The sequence below is a fragment of the Virgibacillus sp. DJP39 genome (assembly GCF_049310925.1).
GTDB lineage: Bacteria > Bacillota > Bacilli > Bacillales > Amphibacillaceae > Virgibacillus_F.
In genome coordinates, this window is record NZ_JBMERP010000002.1 from 130,899 (window position 1) to 153,725 (window position 22,827).

Annotated in this window: 21 protein-coding genes; all 21 read left to right on the forward strand. The window is 36.2% G+C overall.

Annotated features, from left to right (window positions below; all coding sequences use genetic code 11):
* Nucleotides 1-10: 10 nt before the first annotated feature.
* A complete protein-coding gene (locus ACOI1D_RS01625; protein ID WP_422498695.1) occupies nucleotides 11-448 on the forward strand; it encodes a DUF6115 domain-containing protein in 438 nt (145 codons plus the stop codon).
* A gap of 180 nt (nucleotides 449-628) precedes the next feature.
* Entirely contained in the window at nucleotides 629-1,384 is a 756-nt protein-coding gene (gene rpsB / locus ACOI1D_RS01630; RefSeq protein WP_422498697.1) for a 30S ribosomal protein S2, read from the forward strand.
* 123 nt (nucleotides 1,385-1,507) lie between these two features.
* Entirely contained in the window at nucleotides 1,508-2,395 is an 888-nt protein-coding gene (tsf, locus tag ACOI1D_RS01635) for a translation elongation factor Ts (protein ID WP_422498699.1), read from the forward strand.
* Nucleotides 2,396-2,479: 84 nt separating this feature from the next.
* A complete protein-coding gene (pyrH, locus tag ACOI1D_RS01640) occupies nucleotides 2,480-3,202 on the forward strand; it encodes a UMP kinase (RefSeq protein WP_422498776.1) in 723 nt (240 codons plus the stop codon).
* A gap of 2 nt (nucleotides 3,203-3,204) precedes the next feature.
* Entirely contained in the window at nucleotides 3,205-3,762 is a 558-nt protein-coding gene (gene frr / locus ACOI1D_RS01645) for a ribosome recycling factor (RefSeq protein WP_422498701.1), read from the forward strand.
* Between the two features lie 207 nt (nucleotides 3,763-3,969).
* Nucleotides 3,970-4,734 carry an isoprenyl transferase gene (locus tag ACOI1D_RS01650; RefSeq protein ID WP_422498703.1) on the forward strand — a complete coding sequence of 255 codons (765 nt, stop codon included), beginning with the start codon at nucleotides 3,970-3,972 and terminating at the stop codon, nucleotides 4,732-4,734.
* A 15-nt stretch (nucleotides 4,735-4,749) separates the two neighbouring features.
* A complete protein-coding gene (locus tag ACOI1D_RS01655) occupies nucleotides 4,750-5,547 on the forward strand; it encodes a phosphatidate cytidylyltransferase (RefSeq protein WP_422498706.1) in 798 nt (265 codons plus the stop codon).
* Nucleotides 5,548-5,633: 86 nt separating this feature from the next.
* Nucleotides 5,634-6,890 (forward strand): RIP metalloprotease RseP, encoded by a 1,257-nt coding sequence (rseP, locus tag ACOI1D_RS01660; RefSeq protein ID WP_422498708.1) that lies wholly within the window; start codon nucleotides 5,634-5,636, stop codon nucleotides 6,888-6,890.
* A gap of 186 nt (nucleotides 6,891-7,076) precedes the next feature.
* Nucleotides 7,077-11,372 (forward strand): PolC-type DNA polymerase III, encoded by a 4,296-nt coding sequence (locus ACOI1D_RS01665; protein ID WP_422498710.1) that lies wholly within the window; start codon nucleotides 7,077-7,079, stop codon nucleotides 11,370-11,372.
* Between the two features lie 252 nt (nucleotides 11,373-11,624).
* A complete protein-coding gene (gene rimP, locus ACOI1D_RS01670; RefSeq protein ID WP_422498712.1) occupies nucleotides 11,625-12,095 on the forward strand; it encodes a ribosome maturation factor RimP in 471 nt (156 codons plus the stop codon).
* Nucleotides 12,096-12,109: 14 nt separating this feature from the next.
* On the forward strand, nucleotides 12,110-13,219 hold the full coding sequence (nusA, locus tag ACOI1D_RS01675) for a transcription termination factor NusA (RefSeq protein ID WP_422498714.1): 1,110 nt from the start codon (nucleotides 12,110-12,112) through the stop codon (nucleotides 13,217-13,219).
* A 13-nt stretch (nucleotides 13,220-13,232) separates the two neighbouring features.
* On the forward strand, nucleotides 13,233-13,514 hold the full coding sequence (gene rnpM / locus ACOI1D_RS01680) for an RNase P modulator RnpM (RefSeq protein WP_422498716.1): 282 nt from the start codon (nucleotides 13,233-13,235) through the stop codon (nucleotides 13,512-13,514).
* Entirely contained in the window at nucleotides 13,504-13,803 is a 300-nt protein-coding gene (locus ACOI1D_RS01685; RefSeq protein WP_422498718.1) for a YlxQ family RNA-binding protein, read from the forward strand. Before rnpM ends, ACOI1D_RS01685 begins: the two co-directional genes overlap by 11 nt.
* Nucleotides 13,804-13,819: 16 nt before the next feature.
* Entirely contained in the window at nucleotides 13,820-15,922 is a 2,103-nt protein-coding gene (gene infB, locus ACOI1D_RS01690) for a translation initiation factor IF-2 (RefSeq protein ID WP_422498720.1), read from the forward strand.
* A complete protein-coding gene (locus tag ACOI1D_RS01695; protein WP_422498722.1) occupies nucleotides 15,919-16,197 on the forward strand; it encodes a DUF503 domain-containing protein in 279 nt (92 codons plus the stop codon). The genes infB and ACOI1D_RS01695 overlap by 4 nt, the downstream gene beginning before the upstream one ends.
* Before the next feature lie 71 nt (nucleotides 16,198-16,268).
* Complete coding sequence (rbfA, locus tag ACOI1D_RS01700) at nucleotides 16,269-16,613, forward strand: 30S ribosome-binding factor RbfA (protein WP_422498724.1); 345 nt, start codon at nucleotides 16,269-16,271, stop codon at nucleotides 16,611-16,613.
* An 80-nt stretch (nucleotides 16,614-16,693) separates the two neighbouring features.
* Nucleotides 16,694-17,587, forward strand: coding sequence for a tRNA pseudouridine(55) synthase TruB (gene truB / locus ACOI1D_RS01705; RefSeq protein WP_422498726.1), 894 nt, complete (start codon nucleotides 16,694-16,696; stop codon nucleotides 17,585-17,587).
* An 18-nt stretch (nucleotides 17,588-17,605) separates the two neighbouring features.
* Entirely contained in the window at nucleotides 17,606-18,544 is a 939-nt protein-coding gene (locus ACOI1D_RS01710; RefSeq protein WP_422498728.1) for a bifunctional riboflavin kinase/FAD synthetase, read from the forward strand.
* Nucleotides 18,545-18,692: 148 nt separating this feature from the next.
* Nucleotides 18,693-18,962: a 30S ribosomal protein S15 gene (gene rpsO, locus ACOI1D_RS01715; RefSeq protein ID WP_422498730.1), complete on the forward strand. Its 270-nt coding sequence runs from the start codon at nucleotides 18,693-18,695 to the stop codon at nucleotides 18,960-18,962.
* A 251-nt stretch (nucleotides 18,963-19,213) separates the two neighbouring features.
* Nucleotides 19,214-21,325, forward strand: a complete 2,112-nt coding sequence (locus ACOI1D_RS01720; RefSeq protein ID WP_422498732.1) for a polyribonucleotide nucleotidyltransferase — start codon at nucleotides 19,214-19,216, stop codon at nucleotides 21,323-21,325.
* 547 nt (nucleotides 21,326-21,872) lie between these two features.
* The gene (locus tag ACOI1D_RS01725; RefSeq protein WP_422498733.1) at nucleotides 21,873-22,826 is read left to right on the forward strand and encodes a polysaccharide deacetylase family protein; all 954 of its coding nucleotides are present in this window, start codon (nucleotides 21,873-21,875) and stop codon (nucleotides 22,824-22,826) included.
* The last annotated feature ends 1 nt before the right edge of the window (nucleotide 22,827 follow it).

The window sequence follows — 22,827 nt, forward strand, 5'->3', positions numbered from 1 at the left end:
AAGGGATTTTATGGTATCATTTTTATTAATTATCAGCTTTTTATTACACATTGTAACATTTCTTGCACTCTATCAACTGTATAAACAAGTACAGTTACCAAAACAAGAAATTCCATCTAAAGACATGATGGATCTCTTTGAAACGTATTTAGAGGATATAAAACTGGAAAATAGAAGATTAGAAGAAACATTAACAGATAAACCACAAGAAAAACAAAACGTTGAAACAGATAAGGATCTAGAAACCACTAAAAGAGTTGTGAAAAATGCAGATGAAAAGGTATATTCAACACCTGAAGTTGGAGATGATGTACTATATGAAACGTCAACGCATGCCAAAGTACTTCAAATGCATGACCAAGGCATGTCCATAGAAGAAATTGCTCGAAAAACCAATAGCGGGAAAACTGAAGTAGACTTAATTGTAAAATTGCATACAAAAAAATAGCATTAGTACTTGATAGCATGAATTACTTATGATATATTAATTGATGGTGCAAATACTATAATTGTACTTGTGAACACATATCACACACGTTTGTCGATTTATGTAAGAGGTGCCTAAGTACGTGGTCCTTATATAAAAAAGACGCAAACGGAGGAAAAAAACCAATAGGAGGAATTTATTATGTCAGTAATTTCTATGAAGCAATTACTTGAGGCTGGTGTACATTTTGGTCATCAGACTCGTCGTTGGAACCCAAAGATGAAAAAATACATCTTTACGGAGCGTAACGGCATCTACATTATCGACCTGCAAAAAACAGTTAAAAAGGTTGATGAAGCATACAAATATGTAAAAGAAATCGCAGCTAACGGCGGTACAGTTCTTTTTGTAGGAACTAAAAAGCAAGCTCAGGACTCTGTTCGTGATGAAGCAATTCGTTCAGGTATGTTCTTTGTAAACCAACGTTGGTTAGGTGGAACACTAACAAACTTTCAAACAATCCGTAAACGTATCACTCGTTTGAAAAATATCGAGCGTATGGAAGAAGATGGAACGTTTGACGTACTTCCTAAAAAAGAAGTGGTAAACTTACTAAAAGAAAAAGATCGACTAATGAAGTTTCTTGGTGGTATTAAGGAAATGAAAAGAATTCCGGACGCAATGTTCGTGATTGATCCACGCAAAGAACGCATTGCGATCGCTGAAGCACATAAATTAAACATTCCAATCATCGGTATTGTAGATACAAACTGTGATCCAGATGAAATTGATTATGTTATCCCAGCAAATGACGATGCAATTCGTGCAGTAAAACTTTTAACTTCTAAAATGGCAGACGCTATCATTGAAGTAAAACAAAGTGAAGAAGCAGAAAGAATTGCAAACGAAGAAGAAGCTGAAGAATCTACAGAAGCTGTAGAAGCAGACAAAGAATAGTAATGAGAAGATTAGGTGATAAGAGGATAAGCCTTTTATCACCTTTTTTAAAGAACCTAATACTTAGGCATTTTACTTCAAGAAAACAAATACTTATGAAAGATTTTTAAGGAGGATTTAATAATGGCAATTACTGCACAAATGGTAAAGGAATTACGTGAGAAAACTGGCGCTGGAATGATGGATTGTAAAAAAGCACTAACAGAAACTGATGGCAATATTGAGCAAGCAATTGATTATTTACGCGAAAAAGGTGTAGCAAAAGCCGCGAAAAAGTCAGATCGAATCGCTGCTGAAGGCTTGACACATGTAGAAGTCGACAACAACACCGCTGTTTTATTAGAAGTTAACTGTGAAACAGACTTTGTTACTAAAAATGATCAGTTCAAATCACTTTTGACTAAACTAGGTAGTCACATTATTGTAAACAAACCAGCAACAGTTGAAGAAGCACTTCAACAAGAATTAGATAGTGAAGGAAATAACGTAGAAACGTACATTAATTCTGTTATCGCGAAAATTGGTGAAAAGATTTCATTACGCCGTTTTGCTATTGTGACAAAAACTGATAATGATTCATTCGGTTCATACCTTCATATGGGTGGACGTATTGGTGTTTTAACACTACTTGAAGGTACTACAGACGCGCAAGTTGCTAAAGATGTTGCAATGCATGTTGCTGCAGCAAATCCACTTCATATCTCACGTGATGCAGTTTCTGAAAGTGAAGTTAATCGTGAACGTGAAGTATTAAAAACACAAGCATTGAACGAAGGAAAGCCTGAAAACATTGTTGAAAAAATGGTTGAAGGCCGCTTAGGAAAATTCTTTGAAGATATCTGTCTATTGGAACAGAGCTTTGTAAAAGATCCTGATCAAAAGGTTAAAAAGTTTGTAGCAGATAAGAATGCAACAGTTAAATCATTTGTTCGTTATGAAGTAGGCGAAGGAATGGAAAAAAGAGAAGATAACTTTGCAGAAGAAGTTAGAAATCAAATAAATAATAAATAAGTCGATGAAACAGGGGGCATTTGATGTTCCCTTTTTTCTCAAAAATAAATGTATAATATAATTAATTAAATTTCTGTGGAGGTTATTATGACAGCTCGTTACAGTAGAATAGTATTAAAATTAAGTGGCGAAGCATTAAGCGGAGACCAAGGATATGGGCTAGATCCAAAAGTTGTTCAGTCTATAGCAGAACAAATAAAGGATGTTGCCGATTTAGGTGTTGAAGTTGCAGTAGTTGTAGGTGGAGGCAACATCTGGAGAGGTAAAGTCGGAAGTGAAATGGGTATGGATCGTGCCAATGCAGATTATATGGGTATGCTTGCAACAGTCATGAATTCTCTTGCATTACAAGATAGCCTGGAAAACATAGGTATACAAACCAGGGTTCAGACTTCGATTGAAATGCGTCAGGTTGCTGAACCATACATCCGCAGAAAAGCAATTCGTCATCTAGAAAAGAAACGTGTTGTAATATTTGCAGCTGGAACTGGGAATCCCTATTTTTCTACTGATACAACAGCTGCACTCAGGGCAGCTGAAATCGAAGCAGAAGTGATATTAATGGCTAAGAATAATGTTGATGGGGTATATACTGATGATCCTAAACTAAATAAAGAAGCGACAAAATACGAAAATCTTTCGTATTTAGATATGATAAATGAAGGTTTAGGTGTTATGGATTCCACAGCATCATCACTTTGTATGGACAATGATATTCCGTTAGTGGTATTTTCTATATCAGAAGAAGGTAATATTAAACGTGTTGTACAAGGTGAAGTAATTGGTACAACAATAAGGGGGAAATAATAATGTCTGATGCAATTTTGAATCACACACGAGAAAAAATGACACAAGCTGTACAAGCATTCTCAAAAAACTTAGCAACAGTTAGAGCAGGAAGAGCTAATCCATCATTACTTGATAGTGTGTATGTTGATTATTATGGTGCTTCCACACCATTGAATCAGTTGGCTACTATTTCTGCTCCAGAAGCAAGGATGTTACTCATTACGCCTTATGACAAAACATCGATCGGTGAGATTGAAAAAGCAATTCAGAAAGCAGATTTAGGAATTTCACCATCAAGTGACGGAAACATTATTCGCATAGCTATTCCTTCACTAACTGAAGAGCGCCGTAAAGATTTAGTTAAAGTTGTTGGGAAATATGCGGAAGAAGCGCGTGTACAGGTTAGAAATATTCGCCGTGAATCTAATGATCAGCTTAAAAAGGCTGAAAAAAATGGTGACCTAACGGAAGATGAGCTACGCGGTGCGCAAGATAACGTACAAAAAGCAACAGATCACAACATAAATGAAGTTGATCAAGTAGCTAAGAATAAAGAAAAAGAAATTATGGAAGTTTGACATAAATTGCTAACAACATGATAATGCCCCCTAATTTAGGGGGTTTTTGTTTTTTTACTAAATCGGTATAATAAATAATGGATAATCGTGATATAATGGAAACTTATCATATATAACTATAACAATCATATAATTCTTTTATCCGACATATTGATGAAAATGGAAAGGATTGTATATACACAATCAATCGTATTCGGAGGACAAATTATGTCAATGAAATTCCCTTTTTTTAGAACAAAAAAAGTAACAGATGATTCATTTAAGGTGGAAGAAACAAATATACCTAGACATGTTGCTATAATTATGGACGGAAATGGTCGTTGGGCCAAAAAACGAGGACTTCCCAGAATTGCTGGTCATAAAGAAGGCATGAATGTAGTAAAGGAAATTGTTAAGGCTGCAACGTATTATAAGGTAGAAATCCTGACGTTATATGCCTTTTCAACAGAAAACTGGAAACGGCCAAAATCTGAAGTAGAATTTCTTATGAAATTACCTAAAGAATTTTTACATACCTACTTGCCCGAACTAATTGAAAAAAATGTAAGAATCGATACAATTGGTGAGTTTGACGGACTACCGATCCATACAAAAGAAGCAATTCAAAATGCAAAAGAACAAACGAAGGATAATGATGGATTATTATTAAACTTTGCTTTAAACTATGGAAGTAGATTTGAAATAATGCGTGCGATTAAACAGGTCTACACAGACATTGAAGAAACAGAGTTAACAATTGATCAGTTGGATGAAGAAATTTTTTCCGAATATTTGTATACACAAGGGTTATCTGACCCTGATTTGTTAATACGAACAAGCGGTGAACAGCGATTAAGTAATTTTTTGCTTTGGCAATTAGCTTATGCAGAATTTTGGTTTACCGATGTATTATGGCCAGATTTTAGTGAAGAAATTTTTAAAAAGGCTCTTCATGATTATCAACAGAGGAAGAGACGCTATGGAGGCATTTGAGGTGTTGAACAAAAGATGAAGCAACGAATACAGACAGCTATATTGGCATTAGCTATTTTTATACCATTTATCGTTATTGGCGGATTACCATTTGAAATTTTTGTTTACTTCATGGCAACAATAGCATTAATTGAACTATTACGTATGAGAAAAGTGGGTAAATACTCTATTCCAGCGATTATGTCTATTATTATTTTATGGTTTTTAATACTGCCATCACATTATGGTGAGGATGTATTGTGGCTATCTAAAACAGAAATTGTTATGTTATTTGCTATGCTGTTATTGTCTTATACCGTTTTATTAAAGAATAAATTTACATTTGAAGATGCTGGATTCATCATGTTAGCAACCGTTTATGTGGGAATGGGATTCTTCTATCTAATGGAGACAAGAGATGGTAAGGAACTAGTAGGGTTAATGAATATATTTTATGTATTATTGGTTATTTGGGCAACAGACTCAGGGGCTTATTTTTTTGGACGGGCAATAGGAAAAAAGAAATTATGGCCTATGATTAGTCCTAATAAGACTATTGAAGGTGCACTAGGTGGTATACTAATCTCAATTATTGTGGGAGTCATATACCATATAGTTACACCTTTTCCGCATTCTCTAGTAATTGTTATAGCTGTAACCATTCTTGTATCCATTTTTGGTCAAATTGGGGATTTAGTTGAATCTGCTTTTAAGCGTCACTATGGTGTAAAAGATTCAGGGGACATACTACCTGGTCATGGTGGGATGTTGGACAGATTAGACAGTTTATTATTTGTTTTACCACTGCTGCATTTCATTCGTTTTTTTAATTGAAGAACCGATTTAAAAAAGTTGAATGGGCATGTAGTATAAGGTAGTATTAGGTGTTAAATAGTTTTATCAAAAGGAAGGTGCTGTAGTTGACCACAGTTATTGCGTTTATTTTTATGTTTGGTTTACTCGTGTTCATTCATGAGTTAGGTCACTTAATATTTGCAAAACGTTCTGGAATGTTAGCGCGTGAATTTGCAATTGGATTTGGCCCGAAAATATTTGCTTTTACCAAAAATGAGACTGTATATACAATCCGATTACTTCCTGTTGGTGGATATGTTCGTGTTGCCGGTGAGGATCCGGAAATTGTAGAACTTAAACCAGGACATCATATCGGTATTGAGTTTAATAACAAGGGAAAAGTTAATAAAATAATTGTGAATAATAAATCTAAGCACCCTAATGCTCGTGTAATTGAGGTAGAACGTGCAGATCTCGATCTCGACTTAATCATTGAAGGTTTTGAGATTGACGAAGAAGAACGATTAAGATTTGAAGTAGACCCAAAAGCATTTTTCGTAATGGATGAAAAAGAAACACAGATAGCACCTTATGACCGACAATTTGCTTCTAAAAGTATCGGTCAACGGGCAATGCAATTGTTTGCTGGCCCGATGATGAACTTCATCCTTGCCATATTTATCTTTCTGATATTAGGTTTTATTCAGGGTGTGCCTACTGAAAGGGCCTTACTTGACGAGATTCAACCTAATAGCCCAGCATCAGAGGCAGGATTTCAATCAGGAGATGAAATAGTCCAGGTTGAAGGTAACTCAGTAAGCACCTGGGAAGAGTTTACAAAAATAATTCGTGATAATCCTGAAGAATCTCTGTCGTTGGAAGTTGAACGTGATGGAGAAATTGTGGCTATCACAGTTGTTCCACGTGAGATTGAAGCTCAAGGAGGAACTATCGGCCAAATTGGTGTCGGGCAAGCGTTTGAAAAGTCTATTGTTCAAACAATCCAATACAGTTTCACCCAAACTTACGATATAACAAAACTTATTTTAACTAATTTAGGTATGTTAGTTACTGGCCAGTTATCAATTGATATGCTATCAGGACCAGTAGGTATTTATGATGCAACTGATCAAGTTGTACAGACCGGTTTCATGAACTTCTTAATGTGGACTGCAATATTGAGCATTAATTTAGGTATCGTGAACATGGTGCCATTACCTGCACTTGACGGTGGACGTTTACTGTTTGTAGGTATTGAAGCTGTTCGTGGAAAACCAATAGACCCACAAAAAGAAGGGGTTGTTCACTTTATTGGTTTTGCGTTATTAATGTTATTAATGATAGTTGTTACATGGAATGATATTCAACGATTGTTCTTATAGGAGTAGGGCAAAGCAGGCTTATAGTAAAGCAAATGAGAACCCTTGTCTAGTAGACAAGGGTTCTCAAACCTTGAATTTAGTAGTAAGGAAAGTATAAAAACTTTCCTTACTACATAAGTGCAACTGAGGCTTGGCGAAAAGCCAGCAATTCTAACCTTTATTTGCGCAAGTATGGGGGAAGCGAAAATGGATATATCAAAAACTGAAAAAATGGAAGTATTATTAAAGCAATTAGAACTATCTGAAAATGAAATTTCTACTTATTTTAAAGATAGTCAATTAATTCGTTTAGAGGTATATAAGCAAGTGAAAAAATGGCACTTTCATATTCAAATCAACAGTATGCTGCCCTTTGGGGTTTACCAGGTTTTAACAACAAAGCTAAAAGATTCCTTCAGCCAGATTGCACAGGTTGATTGGACAATATACACAGAAAATAAAGATGAGACTGACACATACATCTGTGATTATTGGCAGAATTTTTTACAATCTATAACAAATATTTCTCCAGCTTATAAGGATTTGATTCATAACCAGATTCCAACTGTTCAAAGTAATAAACTATCTATTACTGCTCGGAATGAGGCTGAAGCAGCTGCCTTAAGAAAGAGACTGGAAACTGCATTTAAAACGTATTGTGGCAAAGTAGGGAGCCGTTCTTATCAATTAGAAATTAACGTTAAAACTGAAGATAAAGATTTACAGGATTTCCGTAATCAAAAAGCTAAAGAGGACCAGGAAATCATTTTGAAAACTGTTATAGAGAAGGAAAAACGCGAGAAAAACATTTTAGATAAAGATAATGGTAAACCTTTTTCTATTGGCTATGGTATCCCTGATGAACCGATGGAAATGGAATTGATTCAGGATGAGGAACGTCGTGTTACTGTCCAAGGATACGTTTTCTTTGTTGATATCCGTAAATTGCGTTCAGGTCGTAGTTTGTTGATTGCTAAAGCTACAGACTATACTGATTCATTACAAATAAAAATGTTTTCGAAGAATGACGAAGATGTTCAAAAGTTCGAACAGCTGAAAAAGGGTATGTGGGTCAAAGCTAGAGGGAGTATACAAACAGACATGTATACAAATGAACTTGCGATGATGGCGAATGATATTCTGGAAGTGAAAGTTAATCAAAAGAAAGATGAGGCACCTGAAGACAAAAAGCGTGTAGAATTACATGCTCATACTACCATGAGTCAGATGGATGCTGTTATATCACCAACTCGATTGGTAGAACAAGCTGCAAAATGGGGGCATAAAGCTGTTGCGATTACAGATCACGCAGGAGTGCAGGCATACCCTGATGCACATGCTGCTGGCCAGAAAAATGACATTAAAATCATTTATGGTGTTGAAGCAAATTTAGTAGATGATGGTGTGCCAATTGCATATAACGAGCATGATATACAATTAGAAGATGCAACTTATGTAGTGTTTGACGTTGAGACTACTGGTTTATCAGCAGTTTACGATACCATTATTGAGTTAGCTGGGGTAAAAATTAAAAATGGGGAGATCATTGATCGTTTTGAATCCTTCGCTAATCCACATCATAAGTTATCCGAAACAACGATTAATTTAACAGGAATTACAGATGATATGGTCGTTAATGCGCCGGAAATAGGCGATGTCTTACTTGACTTCAAAAAATGGATACAAGACGATGACATTTTAGTTGCCCACAACGCAAGCTTTGACATGGGGTTCCTAAATGAAGGATACAAAAAAATTAATCATGCTAAAGCAACGAATCCAGTTATAGATACACTAGAACTTGCCCGATTTTTATTTCCAGAACTAAAGAATCACCGCTTAAATACGCTCTGTAAAAAGTTGGATATCGAGTTAACCCAACATCACCGTGCAATTTATGATGCTGAAGCAACAAGCTATTTGCTATGGAAACTAGTTCAGGATCTTTTAGAAGTGGAAATAACAAATCATAATCACCTAAATAATCACATGGGAGAAGGAAATGCATATCAGCGTTCCCGTCCTCAGCATTGTATTTTACTTGCTAAAAACCAAGAAGGATTAAAAAACATCTATAAATTAGTCTCTCATGCACATATTGATTATTTTTACCGTGTACCGAGAATTCCAAGATCCAAGCTGCAGAAACTCCGTGAGGGGATCCTTGTAGGTTCTGCTTGTGACAAGGGTGAAGTCTTTGAAACAATGATGCAAAAATCAAAAGAGGAAGCTGAGAAGGTCGCTGAATTTTATGACTATATTGAAGTACAGCCACCTGCTAACTATGCTCACTTAATTGAAAAAGAGCTTGTTGAAAATGAAGCACAGCTTTATGATATCATTTCTAACCTGGTGGACTTGGGTAAACGAATGGATAAGCTTGTTGTAGCAACAGGAAACGTTCATTATATTAATGAGCATGAAAAGTTGTACAGACAAATATTAATTTCTTCACAAAATGGTAATCCATTAGCAAGACAAACGTTACCGGATACACCATTTAGGACAACAAATGAAATGATAGATTGTTTTCATTTTTTAAATGACCAGACAAAAGAAGAGATTGTAGTTACAAATACGAACAAATTAGCTGATTCTATTGAAGAAATTTCACCTGTTAAAGATGAATTATATACTCCGACTATTGAAGGTGCAGATCAAGAAATTCGCGATTTAAGCTATAATCGTGCAAAATTTATTTATGGGGAAAAACTGCCTGACCTGGTAGTTGAACGACTTGAAAAAGAATTGAACAGCATTATTGGACATGGATTTGCTGTTATTTATCTCATTTCACATAAACTAGTGAAAAAATCACTGGATGAAGGATATTTGGTTGGTTCCAGGGGTTCTGTTGGTTCTTCATTTGTAGCAACCATGACAGAAATAACAGAAGTTAATCCTTTGCCACCCCATTATGTTTGTGGGAAATGCCACTATTATGAATTCATTACTGATGGGTCTGCTGGAAGTGGATATGACCTTCCCGATAAATCGTGTCCTACTTGTGATATCGAGTTAAATAAAGATGGTCAGGATATTCCATTTGAAACGTTTTTAGGTTTTAAAGGAGATAAAGTTCCGGATATTGACTTAAACTTTTCTGGTGAATACCAACCGAAAGCACATAATTATACAAAAGAATTGTTTGGGGAAGACAACGTATTTCGGGCTGGAACTATTGGAACGATAGCTGAGAAAACAGCCTATGGATATGTTAAGGGATATGCTTCTGACAAACAGTTAGTCTATAAGAATGCTGAAGTTGACAGATTGGTCCAGGGATGTACAGGGGTGAAAAGAACTACTGGACAGCATCCAGGTGGCATTATTGTTGTACCTGACGACAAAGAAATATATGATTTTACGCCTATTCAGTTCCCGGCAGATGATCGAAATAGTGAATGGAAAACAACGCATTTTGATTTTCATTCCATCCATGACAATTTACTCAAACTAGATATTCTTGGGCATGATGATCCGACTGTTATACGTATGCTTCAGGATTTAAGTGGTATTGATCCAAAAACAATCCCAACAGATGACGACGGAGTAATGAAGTTATTTTCTGGAACAGAGTCAATTGGTGTTACAGAAGAACAAATTAATTGTAAAACCGGAACTTTAGGTGTTCCCGAATTCGGCACTAAATTTGTTAGACAAATGCTCGAAGATACAAAGCCAAAGACGTTCGCAGAACTCGTTATCATTTCAGGACTATCTCATGGGACAGATGTATGGCTTGGTAATGCACAGGAACTTATAAACGATGGTATTTGTACGCTGCCAGATGTTATTGGGTGTCGTGACGATATCATGGTGTACCTTATGCATAAAGGTCTGGATGCTTCGCTCGCATTTAAAATAATGGAATTTGTCCGTAAAGGTAAAGGTCTTCAAGATGAATGGATAACCGAGATGAAAAAACATGGCGTGCCTGATTGGTATATTGACTCATGCAAAAAAATAAAGTATATGTTTCCAAAGGCCCACGCGGCAGCATATGTATTAATGGCTGTTCGTATAGCCTACTTCAAGGTCCATCACCCTATTTTCTTTTACGCAGCATACTTTACAGTACGTGCGGGTGATTTTGACTTGATTTCAATGGTTAAAGGATCGAGTGCAATACGTGAACGTGTTGCTGAAATTGCTTATAAGGGAAATGATGCTAGTCCTAAAGAAAAAAGTTTAATGACTGTATTGGAAATCGCCTTAGAAATGCATGAACGTGGTATTGGATTACAACAGGTTGACTTATACAAGTCAAGTGCTACAGAATTTATTGTCGATGGAGATACTTTAATACCTCCTTTTAATGCAGTAGATGGACTTGGAACAAACGCTGCTTTGAACATAGTAAAGGCTCGTGAAGATGGAGAGTTTCTGTCAAAAGAAGATCTTAGGGAACGAAGCAGGATTTCCAAAACTGTATTGGAGTACCTAGACAGTCAAGGATGTTTAAAGGGTATGGCCGAAAAAAACCAATTATCCTTGTTCTAAAAGAGTTCAATGACTAGTACCTTGCTTAAAACACAAAATTATGATATAGTTTTATTGGTAAGAAATGATACGAACGGTTAAGAGAGTGGGAGAACCCCACTCTTTCTTCATACTACCATCCTACTTAGAAAATCCCCTTGCCACATTTACTAGGCAAGGGGTTTATTTTGAAAAAAACATAGTGGTTAAATGAATTTGGGTAGTATGGTTCATAATAAGAAACAAATACAATTGAATAGAGGAGGATTGTTCTTGAGTTCCCAAGTGATTAAAAACACCGAAAATTTGTTGCAGCCTATTTTAGAAGAAAAAAACCTAGAGTTGGTTGACGTTGAATATGTCAAAGAAGGAAAAAATTGGTTTTTACGCGTCTACCTTGATAAAGAAGGCGGTATAGATATAGCAGAATGCGGAGAAGTTTCAGAGCAATTAAGTGAGAAGTTAGATGAAACAGACCCAATTACGGATGCTTATTTTCTTGAAGTTTCTTCACCAGGTGTAGAACGACCACTAAAAACAGAAGCTGATTTCGAAAAAAATGTTAGTAAAAATGTTTTTGTAAAGCTATATGAACCTATTGATGGGGAAAAAGAGTACGAGGGAATCTTAACTGGTTTTTCTGAAAGTACTGCAAGCATTGAGTATAAAGTTAAGACAAGAAAAAAAACAGTTGAAATTCCATTTAATAAGATAGCAAAAGCAAGAACCGCAATTACGTTATAAAGGGGGAAAATATAGTGAGCAGTCAGTTGTTTGACGCGATTGATTATTTAGAAAAAGAAAAAGGTATTAACAAAGAAGTGTTACTAGAAGCTCTTGAAGCTGCATTGATTTCGGCTTATAAGAAGAACTTTAAATCTGCTTCGAACGTTCGTGTTGATTTGGATGAAAAGGCCGGAACAATGCGTGTGTTCTCTAGAAAAGTAGTTGTAGAAGTAGCCGAAGATGTTCAAGAGCAAATCTCACTAGAAGAGGCTAAACAAATTAATCCCAATTATGAATTGGAAGATATTATTGAGCTTGAAGTAACACCGAAGGATTTTGGAAGGATAGCCGCACAAGCCGCAAAGCAGGTTGTTACACAACGCGTAAGAGAAGCTGAACGTGGTGTGATTTTTAGCGAGTATGCTGATCGCGAAGAGGACGTCATGACTGGGATTATTCAACGTCTTGACCCACGTTTTGTATATGTTAATCTGGGTAAAGTTGAAGCTAAACTCCCAGAAGCTGAACAAATGTCCGTTGAAAACTACAATGTTCATGACCGTTTAAAAGTATTTGTTACCAAGGTGGAAAATACTAGTAAAGGGCCACAAATCTATATTTCTAGATCACACCCTGGTTTACTCAAACGCCTGTTTGAAATGGAAGTACCAGAGATATATGATGGCACTGTGGAAATTAAATCTGTTGCTCGTGAAGCAGGAGACCGATCCAAAATTTCTGTTTATGCCAGTGATCCAGAGATCGATCCTGTTGGTTCCTGTGTAGGTCAAAGAGGACAACGTGTGCAAGCAATTGTAAACGAACTAAAAGGTGAGAAAATTGATGTGGTTGAATGGTCAGAAGATCCTGTTGAATATGTATCAAATGCATTAAGTCCTTCCAAAGTAGTTGAAGTTCTTGTTAATGAAGAGGCAAAGTCTACGACAGTAATTGTACCTGATTATCAATTATCACTTGCGATCGGAAAACGCGGACAAAATGCACGTTTAGCTGCAAAACTTACTGGTTGGAAGATTGATATTAAAAGTGAATCTGAAGCACTCGAAAGTGGTTTATTGAGCAGTTCAACTGAAGAGAGCAGCACTTATTCTGACGATGACAATGAAGACCTGTTTGAATAAGGAGGATGTCTAAATGGGACAGACAAGAAAGATACCTCAAAGAAAATGTATAGTAACGAATGAAATGAAACCAAAAAAAGAGTTGATTCGAATTGTCCGCAACAAAGATGGAGAGGTCTTTGTAGATGAAACCGGGAAGAAAAATGGTCGTGGTGCTTATTTATCAAGAGAGTTAACTGTGATAGAAAAAGCCGAAAAAAATAATGTGCTAAATCGTCATTTAAATACCCAGGTAGAAGAATCTATTTTTGACGAACTGCGGCAGTTAATTTCAGGAAAGAAAAATGAAAAATAATTATTTGAATATGGTCGGTCTCGCTTACAGAGCAAGAAAATGTTCGCTTGGAGAAGAAGTAGTAAAAGATATAAAAAAGAAAAGAGCAAAACTTGTTTTACTAGCGAATGATACAGGACCACAAACAACAAAAAAAATAACGGATAAATGTAAGACCTATGAAATACCTTTACGAGTAGTTGATGACAAAGAAACACTGTCAAACTCTATTGGTAAATCAGAAAGAGTAGCAATTGCAATTTTAGATGCAGGTTTTGCGGATAAGATAAAGTCGTTACTCGATAATTAAATTCGGGGGTGAACGTATGACTAAAATGCGCGTATATGAATATGCTAAAAAGCAAAATACGACAAGCAAGGATGTCATTCAAAAATTAAAGGAGTTAGATGCAGAAGTGTCTAACCACATGTCTACTATTTCAGATAATCTAATAGGGAAATTAGATGATAAATTTAAAACTAAAGAAAAAACAAATCCTGTTTCACCAAATAAGAAAACAGAGAATAAATCTGTGAAAAAGCCAGAAAATAAAGGTAAGCCATCATATAACCAGTCAAATCAAAAGAGCAACCAATTTCAACAAAATAAACAACGTCACAAAAAAGGTAATACGAATAAAAACGTTCAAAAGCAACAACCTGTTGTTAAAGAAATTCCTAAAGAAATTAAATACAGCGATACGTTGAATGTTAGTGAACTTGCTCAAAAGTTAAACAAAAAAGAAGTTGAAATCATTAAAAAGTTAATGGGTCTTGGAGTAATGGCTACCAAAAATCAGGATCTTGATGATGACACAGTAGAACTACTATGTGAAGGTTTTGGTGTTGCTGTTAAAAAGGAAATCATTTTGGCAGATACTGATTTCGACAAGTACAAACAAGAAGATAACAAGGATGATTTAATTGAGCGTCCTGCAGTAGTGACAATCATGGGACATGTAGACCACGGTAAAACTACGCTATTAGATTCCATCCGTCACACAAAGGTAACAGAAGGTGAAGCAGGTGGTATAACGCAGCATATTGGTGCTTATCAAGTAGAAAATGAAGGAAAAAAAGTTACATTTTTAGATACCCCTGGGCATGCTGCATTTACAAGTATGCGCTCTAGAGGTGCACAAGTAACCGATATAGCTGTTTTAGTTGTTGCAGCTGATGACGGTGTAATGCCACAAACTGTTGAAGCAATTAACCATGCAAAAGCTGCAGAAGTTCCAATTATAATTGCTGTAAACAAAATGGATAAAGAAGGGGCAAACCCTGATCGCGTTATGCAGGAATTAACAGAGTATGAACTGGTTCCAGAGGACTGGGGCGGAGACACTATTTTTGTTCAACTATCTGCTGTTAATAGAGAAGGTATTGACAATCTGTTAGAGATGATTTTACTTGTTTCTGAAGTAGAAGAACTAAAGGCTAATCCTAAATTGAATGCAATGGGTACCGTTATTGATGCGCAACTTGATAAAGGTAGAGGCTCAGTAGCAACATTGCTTGTTCAAAATGGAACATTGCGTGTAGGGGATTCTATTGTTGTTGGTAACACGTTTGGTCGAATTCGTGCTATGGTAAATGATCTTGGTAAAAGGGTTGATGAAGCTGGACCTTCAACTCCTGTTGAGGTAACAGGTTTGAACGATGTTCCACAGGCAGGAGACCAATTTCTTGTATTTGAAGACGAGAAAAAGTCACGTCAAATTGGTGAAGCGCGTCAACAGAAACATATCCAGGAAAACCGTGGAGGACAAACGAAAGTTAGTTTAGACGACTTGTTCGAACAAATTAAGCAAGGTCAAATGAAAGAGATAAATATTATAATTAAATCTGATGTTCAAGGGTCCTCAGAAGCATTGGCAGCCTCACTTCAAAAAATAGAGGTAGAAGGTGTGAAGATTAAAATCATTCATACTGGTGTTGGTGCAATTACAGAATCCGATATCATTTTGGCATCAGCATCAAATGCAATTGTTATTGGGTTTAATGTGCGACCAGACGTAAATGCTAAGAAGACTGCTGAATCCGAAAAGGTAGATGTGCGTTTGCATCGTGTAATTTATAATGCAATTGAAGAAGTGGAATCTGCAATGAAGGGTATGCTAGACCCTGAGTACGAAGAGAAAATTGTAGGTCAGGCTGAAGTACGTGAAATTTTCAAAGTATCAAAAATTGGAACAATCGCTGGTAGTTACGTAACTGAAGGTAAGATCACACGTAATTCAGGAGTTCGTGTAATTCGTGATGGTGTTGTTCAATTTGAAGGCGAACTGGATACCTTAAAGCGTTTTAAAGATGACGCTAAGGAAGTTGCAAAAGGTTACGAGTGTGGTATTACAATTACAAACTTTAACGATATTAAAGAAGGCGATGTAGTTGAAGCATATATCATGCAAGAAATAGAACGTAAATGATCCTAGTTGCGGAAGTGGAGTGTATACTTTATAACACGCATTCGTTGAAAGATAAGCGCTCTGTATTAAAAAGAATCATGAATAAATTGAGAAAAGACTTTAACATAGCTATTACAGAACTTGATTATCATGATTTATGGCAACGTACAAAATTTGGAATTGTAACTATTTCAACAAGTCATACACATGCAGAGCAAATTATTCATGAAGTATTTAGAGTAATTGATGAATACTCAGAATTGGAACGAACCATTACGCAAGTAGAAAGAATATAATTTAGTAAAGATTGATAAGAAATGTTGTTTAACGTTTTTAGAATGACGTTACAACTTAAGAGGTGATTGTCATGAGTGAAGTTCGTGCAAATCGAGTTGCGGAACAAATGAAAAAAGAGCTCGGTGAAATTATGACTCGTAAACTTAAAGATCCGCGTGTTGGTTTTGTTACCGTTACGGATGTTGAAGTTACAGGGGATCTACAACAAGCTAAGATTTTCATTTCCGTGTTGGGAGACGAAAAACAAAAACATGAAACACTAGTTGGACTTGCAAAAGCAAAAGGATTTATTCGATCTGAAATTGGTCAAAGAATTCGCTTACGCAAAACACCGGAGCTTGTATTTGAATTTGATGAGGCATTAGAATATGGTAACCGTATTGAAGTTATTTTACGTGATTTGAACAAAAAATAGCTAGTAACAAAGTGGAAAATCTGACGTCTATGATACAAGTAGGGTCAGATTTTTCCTTGTATAGCAAGGAGGCAGATTCAATGAATGGCATCTTACCATTATGGAAGCCTGCAGGAATGACGTCGCACGACTGTGTATCAAGAATCAGGAAGCTATTTGGTACAAAGAAAGTTGGACATACCGGTACACTGGATCCTCAGGTAGAGGGAGTTCTTCCCATCTGTATAGGACAAGCTACGAAAATTGTTCCTTTTTTAACAGATACTAAAAAAGTCTACATAGCAGAGCTCTCCTTGGGTACTTCAACAGATACAGAGGATGCTGAAGGTGAAATTATCGCAAAAAAAGAGGTTCAGCATGTACCTTCATCAGAGGAAATTGAAAAAGTCCTAGGCGAATTTAGGGGTAAAATCATTCAGGTCCCACCAATGTATTCTGCAGTAAAGGTAAATGGCAAAAAATTATATGAATATGCTCGTGCAAATGAAAAAGTAGACCGTCCAAAAAGAGAAGTGAATATTCATCACTTACAACTTTTAGAAACAGATGAGAATAAATTCAAGTTGAAAGTAGTTTGTTCGAAAGGTACATATATTAGAACACTTTGTGTTGATATTGGTAAGGCGTTAGGGTATCCAGCACATATGTCAGGACTGCTTAGAACGGAAACTGGTTCCTTCACAGAAGAAGACACTGTTAGTTTTAAACAAATAGAGGAAAAAGCAGATTCACAACAACAATCTGAACTACTTTTTCCGATAATTAGGGGACTATTACATTTAGATCATTATTCAGTTGATGATGAAACATCTAAAAAAGTTCTTTTTGGGCAAAAATTAACAAAACCTGTGATAAACTTAAGTACAGACCAATTTGTTATTTTATATCAGGGGGAAGTACTAGCTATCTACCAAACGCATCCCGAAAAGTTAAATCAAATTAAACCAGTTCGTGTTTTTTCTTTAAAAGATTAAAAAGTGCAGGTGAAAAAAATGAGAACTATTGAATTAATATATCCACATACATTAATACTAGAAGAGCTGCCTAAGACAGTTGCGGCAATTGGTTTTTTCGATGGCATTCATAAAGGTCATCAAGAAGTAATTAATACTGCCGTATCAAAAGCAAAGGAATCGTCGATGGAGAGTGCAGTTATTACATTTCATCCACATCCGTCAGTTGTATTGAAAAAGGAAACTGAACATGTACAATATATTACGCCAATAAGGGAAAAGCAGGAAATCCTGCAGCAAATGGACGTTGATCGATTGTATATCATAAATTTCTCGAAAAAACTTTCTTCTTTAAGTCCTCAGGAATTTATCGATCATTTCATTCTGGGGTTAAACATCAAGCATCTCGTGGCTGGATTTGACTTTTCATACGGACACAAGGGCAAAGGAAACATGAATAATATCAATTCGTATACAAGAGGTAAATTTGATTGCACAACTATTAATAAAGTTGAGCTTGATAATGAAAAGGTTAGCTCAACAAAGATCCGTTCCCTGTTAGTAAAAGGGAACGTCGAAAAAGTAAATGAATACCTTGGAAGAAAATTATCCGTCCATGGAACAGTTGTTGAAGGTGATAAACGAGGAAGAACTATTGGATTTCCTACTGCAAACCTAGAAATAAACGATGACACATTGTTACCAAAAATTGGTGTTTATGCTGTGAAGGCCTTATATAAAGGTGAGGTTTATGAAGCAATGGCCAATCTCGGTGTTAAACCTACGTTTCAACCAAATGAAACTAAACCAAAAGTAGAAGTGAACATTTTTGATTACTCCAATGATTTGTATGGTGAAGAATTACAAATTGAATGGTGTACTTTCATTCGCGATGAAAAAAAATTCAATGGCGTAAACGAACTCGTAGAACAAATCAAATCGGATGAACTAGAGATCCGTCGCTACTTTTCCTCGTAAGGTAATTTAATACAAATATGTTATATTACTTGCAATTTCGCTCAATTAGTTGTACGCTTAACATCGTAAAACCATTGCTTGGCAAAACGAAACTCCGACGTTTGCTAGGGAATTGGGGCTATGAAACTAATAATAGGAGGTGAGCCTAATGGCTATCACAAAAGAACGTAAGAATGAAATCATTAATGAATATAAGGTTCATGAAAATGATACAGGATCACCAGAAGTACAAATCGCTGTACTTACTGCTGAAATCACAACGTTAAATGAACATTTACGTACACACAAGAAAGATCATCATTCACGTCGTGGTCTTTTGAAAATGGTTGGTAAGCGTCGTAATTTGCTTAATTATTTGCGTAATAATGATGTTACACGTTATCGCGAACTAATTCAAAGACTTGGATTACGTCGATAAGTTTTTAAAAAGCGGGAGAAATCCTGCTTTTTTTAATATTCAATTGTCTAGCTTCAGTACCTAGTGACTGGGATTTTCTTCTCTGTTCTTCAATTCATAAATAAGTTGAGAGTGAAAAGTAGAGCCCTTTTATCTTACCTTGATCTTGAACGGATTAGTGCATTCATATGTGCTTACGCTTTTCTTATTTACATACGAGGGTTTTATCGATAAAATAAACATAGTAGCTTTTGAAAGGAGTACTCAATCTAATGGTAGAAAAAAAATTATTCTCCACTGAAATTGCTGGTAACAAATTTACAGTAGAAATTGGAGAACTTGCAAAACAAGCAAATGGAGCTTGCATGATTCAATACGGTGACACATCTGTGTTAACTGCTGCAACAGCATCAAAGAAGCCAAAAGATTTACCCTTTTTTCCATTAACTGTTAATTACGAAGAGCGCTTATATGCAGTAGGAAAAATACCTGGTGGATTTATAAAACGTGAAGGTCGTCCAAGTGAAAAGGCAATTCTTGCATCACGTTTGATTGACCGACCAATTCGTCCTTTGTTTCCGGATGGATTTAGAAATGAAGTTCAGGTTATCAGTACTGTAATGAGTGTTGATCAGGACTGTACATCAGAGATGGCAGCGATGATAGGTTCTTCTATTGCACTATCTATTTCTGATATCCCATTCAGCGGTCCTATCGCTGGTGTTGTAGTTGGACAAGTTGATGGTCAGTTTGTCATCAATCCAACTAGAGAGCAACAAGAAAAAAGTGATATTGAACTGACTGTTGCAGGGACAAAAGATGCAATTAATATGGTTGAAGCAGGAGCAGATGAAGTTTCTGAAGAAGTAATGCTTGAAGCAATTATGTTTGGACATGAAGAAATTAAGCGTCTTGTTGCGTTCCAGGAAGAAATTATTGCTGTTGTTTCTAAAGAAAAAACAGATGTTACATTGTTTCAATTAGATCAGGACTTACTTAGTAAAATTGAAAGTGAATCAAAGGAAAAATTAGTTAAGGCAATTCAAGTTTTTGAAAAACATTCGCGTGAACAAGCAATTGAAGAAGTAAAAACTGAGGTTCTTGAAGTATATGAAAACGAAGAGGATAGTGTTATTAAACAAGTAAAGTCCATCCTTGATAAAATGGTAAAGGATGAGGTACGTCGTTTGATTACAAAAGAAAAGATTCGTCCTGATGGTCGTAAACCAGATGAAATCCGCCCATTAACATCTAGAATTGGTGTATTGCCAAGAACACATGGTTCTGGTCTCTTTACCCGTGGACAAACCCAAGCACTAAGTGTATGTACATTAGGAGCATTGGGTGACGTTCAAATTCTTGATGGTTTGGATTTAGAGGAATCAAAAAGATTTATGCATCACTATAATTTCCCTCAGTATAGTGTGGGAGAAACAGGACCGTTACGTGGACCTGGACGTCGTGAGATTGGTCATGGTGCCTTAGGAGAGCGTGCTCTTGAAAAAGTTATGCCTTCAGACACTGACTTTCCTTATACAATTAGACTTGTATCAGAGGTCTTAGAATCAAATGGCTCAACCTCGCAAGCAAGTATCTGCGCGAGTACGTTAGCATTGATGCATGCAGGTGTTCCGATTAAAGCACCAGTTGCTGGTATTGCTATGGGATTAGTTAAATCTGGTGATGACTATACAATCTTAACGGATATTCAAGGTATGGAAGATGCTTTGGGTGATATGGACTTTAAAGTTGCTGGTACAAGCAAGGGAGTAACAGCATTACAAATGGATATCAAAATTGATGGTCTATCAAGAGAAATATTAGAAGAAGCTTTAACGCAGGCTAAACAAGGAAGACAGCATATTTTAGACCACATGCTTGAAACGATTGAACAGCCTAAGACAGAGCTTTCTGAGTATGCACCTAAGATTCTCACCATGTCTATTAAGCCCGATAAAATCCGTGCTGTTATTGGACCAAGCGGGAAGCAAATCAACAAGATTATTGAAGAAACAGGAGTAAAAATAGATATTGAACAAGATGGCAGTGTATTTATTTCTTCCATTGATTCTTCAATGAATGAGAAAGCTAAGAAGATTATAGAAGATCTAGTACGTGAGGTCGAGGTTGGTCATTTATATCTAGGTACAGTTAAACGTATCGAAAAGTTTGGTGCTTTTGTTGAAATCTTCAAAGGGAAAGATGGTTTAGTTCATATTTCCGAGCTTGCAGAAGAACGGACAAACAAAGTGGAAGATGTAGTTTCCATAGGTGATGAAATTATGGTTAAGGTTAAAGAAGTTGATAATCAGGGAAGAGTTAATCTTTCTAGAAAAGCTGTAATTACCGAAGAAAAAGAAAAAAATGAAAAATCAAGATCATAATAGAATTTATGGAACTGCAAAGAGACTGGAAATCCAGTTTCTTTTTTATTTTGGCTTTTTTTATGGTTGGTGTGTTTGTCACAAATCCTATAAACTGCGACGTTACTTACCGCTACGGAAATACACTACGCGCACCTTAGGGAGGCTGTTGAGCCTCCTCGTGCTCCGCACTGCGGGGTCTCACCGATGCCTTTTCCTCCCGCAGGAGTCTCCGTGTATTTCCTTCGCTGGCATAGAACTAAACAAACGACCACCATGAATACTATATTGATTGGAGTGGAGGCAGAATACGAAGACCCCGAAAGAAGCGTTCTTTGCTTCTGAGGAGACTGAGGCCGTGCCCGTGGAAAGCGAAGTATTCTGCCGGAACGGCGGCGTAAAAAGAATTTTCACTACGCTGCACTTTACATCGACTACGAAATTTCAAGAGCTACAATAATTACGAAGGTTTTTTCTATCTATCTCTAAGACACATCCGCTTCCCTGTGCTTTTCCTCGCATATCTTGTCCTTTTTGTTCATATGATTGGAAGTAGAGGGGGATGAGTATGTATAAAAGGGTTATCCAGGCACTTGTATTTTTCTTATTAGTTTTTCTATCCTACAATCAATTTTCTAATCCTTATTCAATTGAAAACATCAATACAATTTCAGATATACAACACACGATGAAGGAAAAGGATCCACTTTATAGTGAATTAGTAATAAAGAAAACGGCGTACAAGATTCCACCACAAAATGCAGTGATTGACAAAGTATGGAAAAAAATTCCTGGATTAAATGGCAGAGTTGTTGACGTTGAGAAGTCCTATCAAAAAATGAAAAAAGATGGAGTATTTAATAAAAATCTACTCGTGTTCAATGAAGTGAAGCCATCTATTACATTAAAAGACTTGCCACCTGCTCCTATTTATCGGGGCAACCCGAATAAAAAAATGGTTGCATTAATGGTCAATGTTTCATGGGGGACGGAGTACATACCAGAAATATTAAATATATTGAAAGAACATAAAGTAAAGGCAACATTTTTTATTGATGGAAAATGGGCGAAAAATAATGCGAAATATGTAGAGATGATAAGTGAACAAGGGCATGCTATTGGTAATCATGCATATAACCATCCAGATATGGCTCGCTTGTCAGAGCAAGAGATTAACGAACAAATTAAACTTACCAACGATACCATAGAAGCAATCATTGGTGAAGAACCAACATTTTTCGCACCACCTAGTGGAAGTTTTACTGAACAAGTCGTAAAAGTAGTATCAGATTATAAGATGCAAACAATATTATGGAGTGTAGATACCATTGATTGGAAGAATCCTTCAGTATCTGTTATGATGAATCGAGTATTATCTAAACTTCACCCTGGTGCAACAATATTAATGCATCCAACTGAAGCTATTGTTCGTGGATTGGATGGTTTAATCGTTGCAATTAAAAAGGATGGATATCATATGGGTACTGTTAAAAAGTTACTTTCTGAGAATCGGATAAATTAGG